The 13,921-nt window shown below is 75.0% G+C and carries 7 protein-coding genes; 4 read left to right on the forward strand and 3 right to left on the reverse strand.

Annotated features, from left to right (window positions below; all coding sequences use genetic code 11):
• Positions 1-64: 64 nt before the first annotated feature.
• Together FRAAL_RS32805 and FRAAL_RS06685 are read right to left on the reverse strand one after the other, a co-directional pair.
• Positions 65-2,824, reverse strand: coding sequence for a hypothetical protein (locus FRAAL_RS32805; RefSeq protein WP_041938937.1), 2,760 nt, complete (start codon positions 2,822-2,824; stop codon positions 65-67).
• Between the two features lie 233 nt (positions 2,825-3,057).
• Positions 3,058-3,720: a hypothetical protein gene (locus FRAAL_RS06685; protein ID WP_011602726.1), complete on the reverse strand. Its 663-nt coding sequence runs from the start codon at positions 3,718-3,720 to the stop codon at positions 3,058-3,060.
• Between the two features lie 468 nt (positions 3,721-4,188).
• Between FRAAL_RS06685 and FRAAL_RS06690 the strand changes: the two genes are divergently transcribed.
• From FRAAL_RS06690 to FRAAL_RS32810, 3 genes are all read left to right on the forward strand, one after another.
• The gene (locus FRAAL_RS06690) at positions 4,189-4,581 is read left to right on the forward strand and encodes a GroES family chaperonin (protein ID WP_011602728.1); all 393 of its coding nucleotides are present in this window, start codon (positions 4,189-4,191) and stop codon (positions 4,579-4,581) included.
• Positions 4,582-5,024: 443 nt separating this feature from the next.
• Positions 5,025-5,324, forward strand: coding sequence for a DUF4193 family protein (locus tag FRAAL_RS06695; RefSeq protein ID WP_009740125.1), 300 nt, complete (start codon positions 5,025-5,027; stop codon positions 5,322-5,324).
• Between the two features lie 922 nt (positions 5,325-6,246).
• Positions 6,247-10,341, forward strand: coding sequence for a winged helix-turn-helix domain-containing protein (locus tag FRAAL_RS32810; RefSeq protein WP_050997029.1), 4,095 nt, complete (start codon positions 6,247-6,249; stop codon positions 10,339-10,341).
• Positions 10,342-10,405: 64 nt separating this feature from the next.
• Here FRAAL_RS32810 and FRAAL_RS06705 read toward each other — a convergent pair whose 3' ends face one another.
• Entirely contained in the window at positions 10,406-10,915 is a 510-nt protein-coding gene (locus FRAAL_RS06705; RefSeq protein ID WP_193790325.1) for a hypothetical protein, read from the reverse strand.
• A gap of 942 nt (positions 10,916-11,857) precedes the next feature.
• Here FRAAL_RS06705 and FRAAL_RS06710 point away from each other — a divergent pair.
• Positions 11,858-12,736 carry a helix-turn-helix transcriptional regulator gene (locus FRAAL_RS06710; RefSeq protein ID WP_041938938.1) on the forward strand — a complete coding sequence of 293 codons (879 nt, stop codon included), beginning with the start codon at positions 11,858-11,860 and terminating at the stop codon, positions 12,734-12,736.
• Positions 12,737-13,921: the final 1,185 nt, after the last annotated feature.

Below are 13,921 nucleotides of genomic sequence, written 5' to 3' on the forward strand. Positions count from 1 at the left end.
CTTCCGCGGCACGACGCGCCGCGGGCACGGCTCGGCATGCGGCGCAGCGGGGTCCACCGGGGGCTCAGATGACGTCGATGCCGTCCAGCACGGATTCGCGGCGTGCCAACCAGGCCTGGGTGACCTCGTCCACCTGCGCCTGGTCGATGCGCGCGGCCGCCGCGGACAGCTCGGCCTCCCGGCCTGACGCGGTCTCCGACCGGTCCGGGAGCCTGTCCGGCCGGTCCGGGAGGTCACCCGGCCGGCGCGGCGGTTCCGCCCGCCCCGGGCGCCCCGGGCGGGGGTCCGGCCCGCGGCCCGGCGGATTCGGCGTGCCGGACCCGCCCGCCCCGATCGGACGGTCGCGGCCGGGACTCCCCGGGCGTGGCTCGCCCATCGCCGCACCTACCGGGCCCGCGGCGGGCGCCGGGTAGGACGATCGGCCGTTCGGTGGGGGCGCGCCGGTGGGGGGCCCGGCCCGGTCCGGCGCAGGTGCCTGCCCTCGACCCCACCGCTCCCGCGGGTCCGGGGCCGCCCATCCCTGGCCGTCCTGGCCGGGACGACCGGGCAGATCGCCGTCCGCGTGCCCGCCCGCGGGCCGACGCTCGAGGGGGACGTCGCCGTGGTGCGACGGCGGGCCACCGCCGAGCGTGGCAGACCGTTCTCGGTCGGCCCCCGGCGGCAGGGGGTGGCGGCGGGGGGTGGCCGTACCACCGCCCCCGGCGCGGCCGGGCGAGAGCCGCGATCCGTCCTGGTTCGGGCCGCCTCCCGGATTGGCCCGCATGCGTGGCCCCTCCGCTCGGCCGGGCCCGCCCGGTCCGTCCGGGCGTCCCGGGCCGCCCGAAGCATCGGACCGGCCCATTCCCGCCGGGCCGGCGGCGTCGCGTCCTCGAGGCGGGCCGGGCACGTCGCCGGCCGGGTCCGCCGGGCCACGGGCCGCCGGGCCGCCGGCGCGGGTCGGCTGCGCGTGCTGGCCGGGCGACCAGGTGCCGCTCGCCCGCGCCGCCGCCATCTCGACCGGGCCGGAGATCGGCGGTGCGGGGCGGGACGCCGGCACTGCCACCCGATCGGGATATCCGGGCGGCGCGCTGTGATCGACCGGCCGGGCCTGGCTCGGGAAGGCGTCCGGCGGTCCGTCCGGCCGCTGGCCGGCTACGCCGCCGCCCGCCAACCGGGGCTGAGCGCCGGTCGGGCGCGCCGGGACGTCGAGCGGTGGGACCGGTCGGCCGGCGGCGGGCACGGGCGGTGCCAGGCCCGGCAGCGCCGAGCCGTATCCGTCCGGCCGCTCCCGGCCGGCATCCCCCACGATCGGAACCGCGCCCGTGGCCCGCGGCTGCGCCGAGGACGGCCTGCCCGTCGCCGTGGGCGCCGGCGCGAAGCCGGATGCCCCGGGTTGGCGCGTTCCCGGTGAGGGCGGTGTGGTGCCGGGCAGGTTCGGCGGCCCGGCCGCCGGCCGGGCCGCCGTGCCGTTCGGGTGGGCCGCCGTGCCGTTCGGGTGGGCCGCCGTGCCGTTCGGGTGGGCCGCCGTGCCGTTCGGGTGGGCCGCCGTGCCGTTCGGGTGGGCCGCCGTGCCGTTCGGGTGGGCCGCGTAGTGGCGTCCCGAAACCGTGTCGTCGCGGCCGGCATCCGCGGCCGGTCGCCGGCCCACCTCGGCGATCCCGGGCAGCCTGGGCGTCGCGCCGGTCGGGTGGGGCAGGCCGGGTGGTGCCGGGATCCGCGGTGTCGCGCCTGTCGGCCGGGCCGGGGTCGGCTGCCCGGGCGCGACCGCCGACGGGTAGCCGGCATAGCCGTCACGGGCGTGGTCCGGCGAATACCCGTCACGGGCTCGGTCCGGGGACCGGTCGGCGTCGCCGGGCATGGTCCCGCCGTACGCCGCGACCGCCGGCAGCGTGCCGCCGGGCCGACCCGGCGCGGAGAGCGGCGGCGAGGGCGGGGGCGATGGCGGCGGCGTGGGCGGGCCAGGGCGGGCGGGTGGCGGCGGGCCGGCGGGTCGGGTGCCCGGCAGGCGCGACGGCGCCGCGACCTCGGCCGGGGAACGGCCCGGACCAGGCGGCGGGACGGAGCCGCGGTCCCGTCCGGCATCCGGATGGGTGTCGATGCCGCGATCGTCGCGGCCCCGCCCGGCGCGCGGTCGACTCTCCTGGTACGGCCCGCCCGCATCGTGATCGTCGAAGCGCCGGTCGTCGGGTCGCCGGTCGTCGAAGCGCCGGTCGTCGAAGGCGCGGTCGTCGGGCCGCGGGTTGTCGAAGTTCGGGTCGTGGAAGCTCTGGTCGCTGACGCTGCGGGGGCCGAACCGCCGGTCGTCCGACCGTTGGTCGTCGAACTCCGGCTCGCCGGACCGCGGCTCGCTGAACTGCGGCTCGCTGAACCGCGGCTCGTCGAACCGCGGCTCGTCGAAGCGCTGGTCCTCGGCTCCGCGATCGGAGCGGCCGTCTCGGCTCTGTTCCCGGTCGTCGTACCCGGCAGCCGGGTAGCCGGCAGCCGACGGGGACGAGGGGCGGCCAGCGGCGGGCGCGGTGGCATGGGCGACCGCGAGGGTGCCGCGCTCGGCGCTCTGGGCCTCGGTCTCGTCGTAGCCCGGCTCGGTCTCGCCGTTCTGGCCGCCGTCCCCGGCGTCCTGCGAGATGCCGGTGATGGCCATGATCGAGGCGCAGGGCCAGAGCCGGTCGCAGCTCAGACAGAGATCAAACTCGTTCGGTTGATGTAGATCGATGAGCGTGATCAGAGAGTGGATGTGCTCTATGATCTTCGGTCCGACCAGAACGGGCCCACGCGCGATGACGTCGAGCTCGGAGCGCAAACGCCCGTGATATTGCTCGACGTCGGCAAGGCGCGGATCGTCCATCACAGGCAGCATGCACCATAGCGGGCGAGAGGGTGCGAACGGCGTAGAACCATGGGGGGTGCCGTCACGGCTGACTCACGGTCCGCGTCCGACGAACGGTGCGGGGCGACGCTGACGGTCTTCTCCTCCTCACCTGCCGTGAGCGTGATGGCGGGCCACCTGGTCGAGGGATGCGCGGTCACGTCCCGCCCGAGGCCCGGGAGTCGCAGCGGCGCGGCGCGGCTAATCGCTGATCAGGAGCGGTCCGGCCGGACCTCGTCGGTGCGCCGAACCTGGCGCATCAGACCCTCCTGTAGACGGGCGAATTCCTCTATGTAGGGACTTTCGACCTGTCCGGGGGCACCTCCGGGCTCCTTGCCCGGTCCGGATCGATCAAATGGCTCGAATCCCGCGAACTGACCGCCACCGTTCGGTGACATCCGGTCGGGCTGACCGTCGAAGGCGGGGTAATGGCCGCCGGGCGCGGGACCGCCCCGGTCGGTCGGCGCGTCGTAGCCGGGACCGTACGGAGGCAGGCTGCCGCCGCCTGGCGCGCCGGCGCGATCCTGGCCGTTGTCGAACGCGGGGTAATGCGTGCCGTTCTGGGCGGCGTTCCGCTCGGCGGAACCGCCGTCGTAGGCGAATCCCGAGCCATTGGGGGTGGCGCTACCAGGGGCGATCGAGAGTGGTGCACCGCGCAGACCATCACCGGACGCCTCCGGCTGCTCCGAGGCCATAAAGCTCTCGGTCGCCGGGTAGATGCGGGCGGAGAGGCTGACCGACATCGGGTCGCTGCCGTAGGTGATGACGTCGACCTGATCCTCCGCGCTGATCCCGCCGTTACGGGCCAGATCGACGAAGCGGAACAGATCGGCCCAGCGCAGACCATCGAGATCGACACTGATGCGCAATGCCATGGTGGTGCCCCATCCCTGAGGTTCGTGACGTGCCGACGGTTACCTGGGCGCCAACGGACGATCGAGAGGTGCCACGGCACGCCGCCCGTCAGCGCCAGCCCGGGCAGCGATGGGCGGCAGCTTATACCGCGTTGGGGGACCATTCCCCATCCGGGGAGGTTTCGCAGGGCTCTGCGCCGAAAGCGCTCGATGCCGGCAACGCCGATTGAGTGCATCACCTCGTTACCCCAGGTCAATCGGTCGCACGATGGCGATCCGGATGGGTGTGCGGCGATCCGGATCGGTGTGCGGCGATCCGGGTCGGTGCGCCGACACCGCGGACGCCGAACCGGGGCGGCGCGGCGCCGGGCCGTACGCCCGAGATGGACGGCGACCGGATCCGTCGGACGCACCCACGGTGCGCCGTCCGCACGCAAAGACCGCCGGGGGGTGCCGCGAGCCCGGCGCGGGCGGGTAGTGTCCGACCCTGTGAGCGTTGTGTCCGGCGGTGTCAACGGGGGCGGCGGCGCGGCCGGGGCGGGCACGCAGGCGGGTGTCATGCAGGCCGGCGCGCTGCCGATCAGGCTTCTTCATGACCGGGTGCTCGTCGAGCCCCGGGAGGACGCGGTGGACCGGCGGTCGAAGGCCGGCATCGTCATCCCGCCCACGGCGCACATGGGCAAGCGGTTGTCGTGGGCCGACGTCGTCGGGGTGGGGACCGCGGTGCGGACCATCCAGGTCGGCGACCGGGTGCTGTTCGATCCCGAGGACCGCGCCGAGGTCGAGCTGCACTCGACCACCTACGTCCTGCTGCGGGAGCGGGACGTGCACGCCGTCGCGGCCGAGCGGCTCGACGACGGGCTCGCCGGTCTCTATCTCTGAGTCCTCGCCCCGGGGCGAGGGCAACCCGGCCGGGTGTGCAGGCGCCATCCGCCGACCACCCGGCGCTGCCCCCGGGCCCGAGTGGTGTACGGTGCCGCATCGATCGGGATGGAGGCGATCCGCCCGGGTCGTGACGTCCGGTCGTGAATGTGGTGGGAGCGACACCGCGCCGACGGCCCCCTGTCTGGCCTGACGCGGTTGCGCCCCGTATCCTTCGCTCGGCTTTGGAGATCCGCGTTCCGGCCGGGACCCTTGGATGTGGCGGAGGCACCGGGAATGCGGACATAAGGCACTGCATCCCCCATCCTCGGGGTCATTGCGTACCGTAGCCAGCCGATGTCCCGGGGTGCCGTGTTGAATGGCTCCCCGTGTTCGGCGGGAACCATCACCCGCGGGTTGGCATAACCCCTGGGTGAACGACGGCAGGGAAAGGAAGGAGACGCATGGCTCGTGACTTCGACGCTCGGCGAAGCACGGATGTCGAGGAGGACGAGCTCCAGGAGCAGAGCCTGGAGACGCTCAAGGCGCAGCGCGCGGGCGCCGCGGCGGACCTCGGGGACGACATGGACGCCCTCGAGGCCGAACTGGACCTGCCCGACGCCGAGGTCCGCGACGAGGAACTGTCGCTGCGGGTGCTTCCTCGGCAGGCGGACGAGTTCACCTGCACCCAGTGCTTTCTGGTGCAGCACCGCAGTCAGCTTGCGGATCCGCGCCGTATCGTCTGCTCGGACTGCGCGGCCTGACAGGGCCGGGGGATCGGCGGTCGGCACGGTGCAACGCCAGTTGCGGCGGCCGACACGGCGGGCGTCACGACCGATCCGACGCCCCCGGTCGGCCCGCCGCGGCCCCCGTCCGGTCCGCCAGTACCAGTGACGCCGGCACCGCCCTGATCACCAGCACTGCCCTGATCACCAGCACTGCCCTGATCACCAGCACCGCCAGCACCGGGGGAGGGCCGCGACGGGGATGACCCCGGCGGGGCGCGAACCCACGCCGGGCGGCGTGCCGCGACCGCGTTCGTGACCGTGGCCGCCGTCCTGCTCGTCTACTGTCGTCTGCCGATCGACGAGGCGGCCCGGGGCGTGGCGCTCGCCGGCCGCCTCGTGATCCTCGCTGTCGGTCTCGGCCTGCCGGGGTGGCTGATCCTGGGCCAGCTCGCCGCCGGCCGGCAGGGCACCCCCTACCAGCGGCGCGGCACCTGGTTGTTCGTCAACATCTGCCGTGCTGTTCGCCGCCGCCGGCGCCGCGCTACGGGCATCGAGAGCCGTCCGGCGCGAGTCGCGGGGCTGATCGGTACACCCGAACGCGGGTCCCTGACCTGGTGCCCCCGCTCCTCGTCGGCTCGCCGCCGAGCTGTCCACCGTTGGCGGCGTCGCGGATGTCGGCTCGGGGAACGGTCACACGCCGAGTTGTCCGGGCCCGTCCGGCCTGCCCAGTGCTTGGCCCGCGATGGTGTCACCGCCGGTGGACAACAGGTTGCCCATACGGCTGAGTAGCTGTACCACTACCAAGGGTAACTTGCCGTGGGGGTGGTGTGGAATGCTCGACGAACAGTCACGGGTGCCCGGTGCTGTCCCGCCCCGTCCCGTTGCAGCCGCCCACCGGGCCCCTCTCGGCTCGGCCGAGGGCGCCCCCGGTCTGGGCCCTGTGCCTGGTCTGGGCCCGGTGCCCGGTCGGGACTCCCTGCCCGGTCGGGACTCCCTGCCCGGACCGAGCGGCGTCATCCCCGATCCGGATCAGGACGGGGCTCGTCCGGACGAGACCGTGAGCCGTCCGGGCGGCCGTGCGGCGCCCCGGCCCGTCGTGACCGCCGGCCTGCCCCTGGTACGCGGTCACTTCGTCGTGCCGACACCCCCGCCCGACTGCCTCGACCGGCCCCGACTGCGCCAGGCACTCGACGAGGCCGTGAGGCGTCCGCTCACCGTGGTCCGGGCCCCGGTCGGGTGGGGCAAGACGACGCTGCTCGCCGGTTGGGCCGCCGCTCGGCCCGCGCAGCCACCGCTCGTCTGGATCCGGGTTGATCCGGCGGCGACGCCGGCCGTTCCCGGCGGTCCGACTGTGCCGTTGTGGCCGCAGCTGCTGCACGGTCTCGGCCGCGCCGGGCTCATCCCGGCCGGCGCCGACCTCGCCCGTCCCGGCGCCGCCGCGGCGCACCACCCGTCCGACCACGGCTACCGGCAGCTCGCCAACCTGCTCGCGGACCTGCCGGCGCCGTTCGTGCTCGTCCTCGACGACGTCCACCTCCTGCGCGGGGGCAGCGACCTCGACGGGCTGGAGCTCCTGGTCAACGAGGCCGGTGAGCGTGCCCGGACGATCCTGGTGGGTCGGACGGTGCCGGTGGCGCTGCACCGGCTGCGCGCCGCCGGGCACGTCACCGAGATCGATGCCGACGCGCTGGCGTTCACCCGGTCCGAGGCCGCGGATCTCCTGCGGGCGCAGGGGGTGTCGGCGACGGCGGCGCTGGTCGGCGGCCTGCTGCACGCCACCGAAGGATGGCCGGCCGGCGTGCGCCTGGCGGCGGGCGCCCTGGGGCGCGGGGCGGCAGCCCGACTCGGCGGCGCGCTCGGCGCAGAGCGCGCCGGTGGCCGGGCCGGAGCGTCCTCGCCGTGGGCGTCGTCGGCCTCCGCGCCGCAGTGGGCGCCGTTCGGGGGGCGGCTGCGGGCTGCGGATCCGGATCCGCCGTCGGCCTCGCTGGTCGCGATACCGGAGATCGCCGAGTTCCTGCGCGCCGAACTGCTCGCCCGCCAACCCCCGGCGGTCCACCGCTTTCTGCTGCGTACCAGCGTGCTGGAGTCGATGACCGGTCCGCTCGCCGACGCCGTGGTGGGCGAGGCGGACCTTGCCATCCCGTCGCAGGTCCTCGCGGAGATCGAGCAACAGTCGGGCTTCGTGGTGGCGCACCGCGACGGGATCCGGTTCCGATACCACCGGCTGTTCGCCGCGCTGCTGCGCGCCGAGCTGACCCGGGACCGCACGGAGGACGTCGACGAGCTGCATCTGCGAGCGGCGCTGTGGTTCGCCGCGCACCGCCGGCCGGCCGAGGCGGTGCGGCATGCGGCGTGGGCCGGGGACTGGTGGTACGCGTCCTGCCTGCTCGTCGACGGCGTCGGGGTGGTGGACGCGCTGTCCGGCGGCGCGCTCGGGCTCGAACCGACCCTCGCGACGATGCCGGCGTCGTGGGCATCGTGGGCGCCCGAATGCGCGCTGGTCGCCGCGGTCGGGCATCTCCGTCACGGCCGGGTGGCGAAGGCGACCCGGTGCCTGGAGATGGCGCGCGCGGCGATCGCGGCGGCGGCGGTTCCCCGGCGTCGTTCGCTGTCCACCCAGGCTGATCTCGTCGAGCTGCGTCGGGCCGAGTTGGCGGGAGCGGGCGAGGAGATGCTCGGGGTGGCGCGTCGCCTGCTGCGCGGCGGCCCGGAAGGCGGCGCCGGCCAGCGGCGGGGTGCCGGCCGGCGGGTGGGCGTGCCCTCGCGCGCCGGCGACCCCGCCCGCAGCGACGGGCAGGCCACCGGCCCCGCCGATCGGCCCGCCGGGCGTGGCGACCTGCCGTCATCCGCTCGCGTCGCACCGACCCTGGCCCGTGGTGAGGGTGGTCGGCCGGACCGCCGGGGCCCGGCGTGGCCGCTCGGCTCGTCCGACCTGGACGACGATCGTCTCGGCGGGATCGTCACGGCGCTGGCCTGGTGCGGGCGGGGGCGGGCAGAGCTGTGGCTCGGCCGGGCCGAGCCTGCGGTGGACGCGTTGACCGAGGCGGTCGAGACGGCCCGGCTGGCGGGCGCCCGGATGGTCGAGATGTCCGCGGCCGGCGCGTTGGCACTCGCCTACGCGCTGCGAGGCCGGCTTCGTCTGGCCGAGTCGGCGGCCGCGGTGGTCTTCGCCGCGGTCGGAGAGCCGAGCGACCGCCCCGCCGAGGCGACCCGTCCCGTGACCACGGTGGGAGGGGGCGACGTGACGACTGGTTCCGTCTCCGTGCTCGCCGAGGAGCTCTGCGCGACCGAAGGTGATGGGGTCGTCGCCTGTCCGCCGGGAGTGACCGGTGTGGTCGAGGCACATCTCGCGATGGCGATGGTGGCCATCGCCCGGGCCGACGGGGAGCGGGCGGTCGGCCATCTCCAGGCTGCCCGGTCCGGGCTGGGGCCTGGGCACCCGCCGCATCTGTTCGATCTCGTGGTCGTGCTGGACGCGCGGTCACGGTGCCGGCGGGGTCGTCCGGACGACGTTCGTGCCGCCCGCCGCCTGCTCGGCGGGCGGGGCCATCCGGCCGGGCCGCCGCTGTGTGTGTCGCTGTGGCAGGCCGTCGAGGTCGACCTGCTGCTCGCGGTCGGCAACGCCCAGGCCGCGCGGCAGGTGCTGGGGCGCCCCGTCGACGGCCGGCGCCCGGACCACGTCCTGGCGCTGGCCATGGCACGGGCTGATCTTGGGTGCGCGGATCTGGACGCGGCCGAGAACGCGGTCGCCGGCCTGCTGCGCGCCGACGGCGGCGGGGGCGGTCCGGTCGTCGCCGCCTGCGCGCTCGCGGCCGTCGCGGCTGCCCGCCGAAACGATCATGCTCGGGCAACCGGGCTGCTCGCCCGGGCCCTGATCCTCGCCGAGGACGAGGGACTGGCCGCGCCTTTTCTCGATCTTGGCGATGAACTGCTGGCGCTGCTCGACGCGCATCCGGGGCTGGCCGCCGCCCATCCCGAGTTCGTCGACACCCTGCGTGCCGCGGCCGCGTCGGCCGCGAGTGCCGCGGCATGGCGGGCGGCGCCCGGCGACCGACCGGGCGGTGGAGCGATGTCGGCAGGCGGAGCCGCTTCGGCAGGCGGAGCCCCTTCGGGAGGCGGAGCCCCTTCGGCAGGCGGAGTTTCTGCGACGGGCGGAGTCGCCGCGCCCAGTGGACCTGCCGCGCTCGGCGGGCTCGGCCGGGCAGGCGCAGGTGGCCTGGTGGGTGCAGATGGCCTGGTGGGTGCAGATGGTCTGGTGGGCGGAGCCGGCCGGGCGAGCGGAGGTGGGCCGGCCGGCGGGCCCGGTGCGGGCGGCACCTGGGTGGTCGCGGAGGCCGAGATCCCCCCGAGGCCCGGCGTCGACCAGCGCCGGATCGCGCCGGAGACCGGGACACGGGGTTCGAGCGTGCTGGTGCCCGCTCCAGCCCGGTCGGTCCCGCCGGCCCGGCCCGCGGCCGCGGGCGGTCGGCTGCCCTGGCCGGCATCCGGCGACACGCCGCCGGGGCGAGCCGGCGCCGGCCACGGTGGCGGTTCCCGGCCGAGCGGGGGGTACGCGCCGCCGCCCGGCCGGTCGGAGCCCGAGCGGGGGACGCCCGTCGTCGGCTCGCCCAAGGCACCGGGCGTCGGTGGCCCGCCGGCGGTGGGAGCGGGCTCGCCCCACCTCCGGGGCGGTGCGCGCGGCAGCACGGGCGCCCCCGACTGGCGCCGCCCGCCGCCGCCCGGGTCCCCCGGCGGCGCGTATCCGGGTCCGCACCTGGGCCCGGTCCGTGGAACGCCACCGCGCGCGTCAGCGCCCGAGGCGTCGGACCGGTGGTCCCGGGAACCGGCCCGGCGGCGGCCCGGCGGGGGCCCGGCGGCCGGCGACCGCCTCAGCGATCGGGAGCTCGCGGTTCTCAGTTATCTGCCGACGATGCTGACGACCGCCGAGATCGCAGCCGAGCTCTACGTTTCGGTGAACACCGTCAAGACGCACCTGAAGAGCATTTACCGCAAGCTCGACGTGCCGCGGCGCCGGGACGCGGTGCACCGCGCCCGCGAACTCCACCTGCTCTGAGCCGGTCCTGGGCCTGCCGCGAGCCGGTCCAGGACCTGACGCGCTGAAGACGGCCTCGGTCGACTCAGATCCCGGCTTCGTCGCGGTGCTCGACCGGCTCGTCGGCTTCGGCCCGGTCGCCGAACACGTGTTGTTCCAGCCTGAGATACGGGTGTCGCGCAAGGTCCGGATACGGCTCCGAGAATGCGTCCGCGTCCGCAGCCGAGACGGGGAACGAGGCGGCGACGCCGGGCGCATCTGGAACGGTCAGGGAATCGACGGGTGCGGGCCGCACGATTCCCCCCTGTCGGCCGTCGGCCATCGGGATCGTCCGACGCGGCGGCCGACCGCCCGCCGGGCCCCGGCCGTCGGCGTCGGCGGGCCAACTGCGCAGGCCGGCGCCGCGTTCGCGAGTCGCGGCCCGCGTCGGGAGTGGCACGACGGCGCGGAGCACGCAGATGACCGAGATGACGATCCCCGCGACCATCAGAATCAGCCCCAGAACCGGGAGATCTACCCCGACTACTCGCCATGTCAGGGCATATCGCAACGTGGCACCCACCACAACCAGGAAGACCGACAGACCCAGGGTCATCAGTTGTTCACCTCGTTCGTCCCGCGCGCGGGGCGGTGGCGGACCGGGATGGTCGCCGGTCGCCCGGCTTCGGCGGGAGGGCATCGGTGGCGCGAGACCGTACCGGGTCTTCGCGAATGCGGCGGGATGCGTCGTGGGCGTGGGACCTCGCGGGGGACCGGCGGAGGTGCACCTGCCGAAACGGTGGGACGCTTATATCAATACCCTCGGTGACGATGGCCCATGCTGGCGAGGCACTTAGTGGGTGGGTGGTCACCCATTGTGGAGGGTGACGGGCAGCGGGAACGTTTCGCGTCCGTGGCGCCGTCTGCCCGTCGACGGGCTGGATCCCGGCCTGGGCGGGGCGAGCGGGGGGCCGCAGGGCCCGCATACCGCTAGCGAGGTGGCCCGTTTAGGGGATGGTTCCGGGAGGGAAAAATCACGCGAAGTGGTCGCTTCACGCGCGAGGGTGGCGGCCCGGGAAATATATGGCCGGGTTGGGGGCGCGATTCTCCCACCGAAGCGGTGGGTTTGGCTCGAGCGCGCATGAGGGGCGCGGGCAACTGGTGGCGTAGCGAGGGAGGTGGGCCCTACGCTTGCCGAACATGTCCATCTTCACCGGAAATTCACCCGGTGGCATCGCCACAGCCGGGCTACCGCCCGGTTTGATTCTGAGTCTGACCCCCGGAGGCACGCGTGACCGACCGAGTTCCCCGCTCGACCGATGCTATCGGCGAGGACGCGCCCCATCGGCCGCGAATCGGCGTGACCGTGGACACATCCACCGAGATAGGCATGGCGGGTCACATCGCCAGGCGAGCCTCGGCGAGCTCACCCGCTCCGCCGACGACCCCACATCGCGCGGCGCCAGCACGGCACCCCGCACCGACCACGAGCACGGGAAGCGCTGCTGCTCGTCAATTGTCGCATCCCCGCTCCGGGCCCCCGTTGACCGGGTCCCCCATGGGACGCGGTGAGGTCCCGGGCGCGCCCGCCGCCCGGACCGCTCCGGGTGCGCCGATGCGCCCCGGCATGGCCGCCCGCGCGGGCGCCCCGATGCCGCGGGACCTCGCACTCGGCGCGGCCGAGCTGCGCGGCATCCTGCGCGTCGTGGAGGACTGCGAGCGTGCCTCCTCGCTCGCCTCCTTCCGTGAACTGGCCCTCGACGGCATGGCCCGCCACCTGGGCTATCGCCATTCGGCCTTCTTCCTGGGCTCCTCGATCGAGACGGCGTTCCAGGACGCCCGGCCCACCGGCCGGGGCCTCGCCCTGCGCCTCGCCGGCCCGTACATGGAGCGTTACCGGGAGCTGGAGGCGCTGAGCAACCCGGAAAGCCTGCGTTCGGTCCGCGAGCGTGGCCTCGCCACCCTCGACGACCTGGGCGTTCCGGAGCGTCCCGAGGTGCGGATGCGCCTCGAGCGCTTCCTGCGCGCGCACGGCATCCACGCCAAGCTGCTCGTGCGCCTGTTCGGCCCGTCGAACGTGGGCGCGCTTATTTCCCTGCTGGACTCGCGGCCGGGCGCGTTCGGCCCGCGGGACCGGGCGGTCGGCGCCGTCCTCGGCCGCCATCTCGGCAACCTGCTGCGCTTCTACATCCGTACCGATCCCGGCCCGTCCGTCGCGGGACGGCTGTCCGCCCGCGAGCGGGACGTGGTGCGACTCGTCGCCGAGGGCCGGTCCAACCGGCAGGTCGCCGAGGCGCTGTGCATCAGCATCGACACGGTCAAGCACCACCTCACCCACGCTCTCGTGGCGACGGGATGCTCGAACCGCACGCAGCTCGCCATCGCCTGGCAACGCGAGACCAGCGCGTTCGCGCCCCCCAGCCCGCCCCGGCCCTGACTCGCCGGTTGAGGAACTGACCCGACCGTCGGAGCTCCCCGACAGCGTCCGGACGCGGCGGGTCACGGTTCGAGGTCGCGCGTCCGCGGCCCGCTGCCGCCCCGGCACCCTGCCCCCGCCCCTTGCCGCCGCTCCCACCCCGGACTCTGGATGTCGGACCTCGGAGGTCGGGCTCCGATGTCGGACCTCGGAGGTCGGGCTCCAAGTCGGACCTCGGAGGCCGGTGCTTGGCTGCGGCGGCGGTCCTCATGCCGGCCGGTCGTCCACCGGTCGGCACAACGCCGGGCCTGCCCGGCAGCCTTACCAGGCCGGACATGCCCGGCGAGGAGACCGGCCCGTGCCGCGACGGCGTGGGCGCCAGGTGCCCATCGACCCATGGGGCCCGCAGGCCGGTCGGCCCGCCCACAGGGCGGAAGTCCGGCGCACCGACGCGACGCGACGCGCCACGGGCGCGCCTCGACAACTGAGTTCCGACGAACCGCGGGTGGCGCGGGCCGAGACCGGCCGCGCCACCCGCGGTCGCGTCATGTCCGGGGTTCGCCCGGCCCGGGCGGCCCCGGTGTCCCGCTCCACGCGCGGCGCCGCGCCCTGTCTGCTGCCGCCGACCCTTCCGGTCGTCCTGAGTTCCCGCGCAGCGCCGTCGGCGGCCGCCCGTTCCTGTCCGCTGCCGTTCGTACCGCCTGTCACTGCGGTCGCGCCGCCAATGCCCAGAACGAAGCCCGAGCCGAGCCGAGCTGTGGCGTGGCGGGTGGCGGACTGCGGTGCGTTCTGCACGGTCTGAGCCTGAGGATCGTGCGGAACGCACCGCAACGCGCTTCCCGCGCGCAGCTCGGGTAACCGCCCGTGGTGGATCGCCGCCGCGCCTTGCCCGGGTGGGGGCCTCGGATACCGTCCGCCCCGCCCCGAGAACCGGGGCCGCCGAGGAAGCGCTGGCCGGGGCCCCATCGGCGGGCTCGGCCGGTTCCATCTCGCCCGATTGGCGTAGATCATTATTTTTGTGGCTTCTGCGTAAGATGCGCGTCATGCCCCATCTGTGGGATGCTGGTCCTCGCTGGTCGTAGCAGGCAGGTCCGGTTGGGTGGCACGGTGATGAGCGCCGACATCTTTCCGCTCGGCCTCGCTTGCGGCTGATGGCACACTGTGACTAGGTTGACCCGTGTCCCTCGCTAGCCGGGTGGGGCCCGA

The organism is Frankia alni ACN14a (genome assembly GCF_000058485.1).
GTDB lineage: Bacteria > Actinomycetota > Actinomycetes > Frankiales > Frankiaceae > Frankia > Frankia alni.

Bases quoted from the DNA above. Each gene is read 5' to 3' on its own strand.
- FRAAL_RS06705 (WP_193790325.1), bottom strand. From the start codon at position 10,915: ATGACCCTGGGTCTGTCGGTCTTCCTGGTTGTGGTGGGTGCCACGTTG.
- FRAAL_RS06685 (WP_011602726.1), bottom strand. From the start codon at position 3,720: ATGGCATTGCGCATCAGTGTCGATCTCGATGGTCTGCGCTGGGCCGAT.
- FRAAL_RS06710 (WP_041938938.1), top strand. From the start codon at position 11,858: ATGGGACGCGGTGAGGTCCCGGGCGCGCCCGCCGCCCGGACCGCTCCG.
- FRAAL_RS32805 (WP_041938937.1), bottom strand. From the start codon at position 2,824: ATGGACGATCCGCGCCTTGCCGACGTCGAGCAATATCACGGGCGTTTG.
- FRAAL_RS06695 (WP_009740125.1), top strand. From the start codon at position 5,025: ATGGCTCGTGACTTCGACGCTCGGCGAAGCACGGATGTCGAGGAGGAC.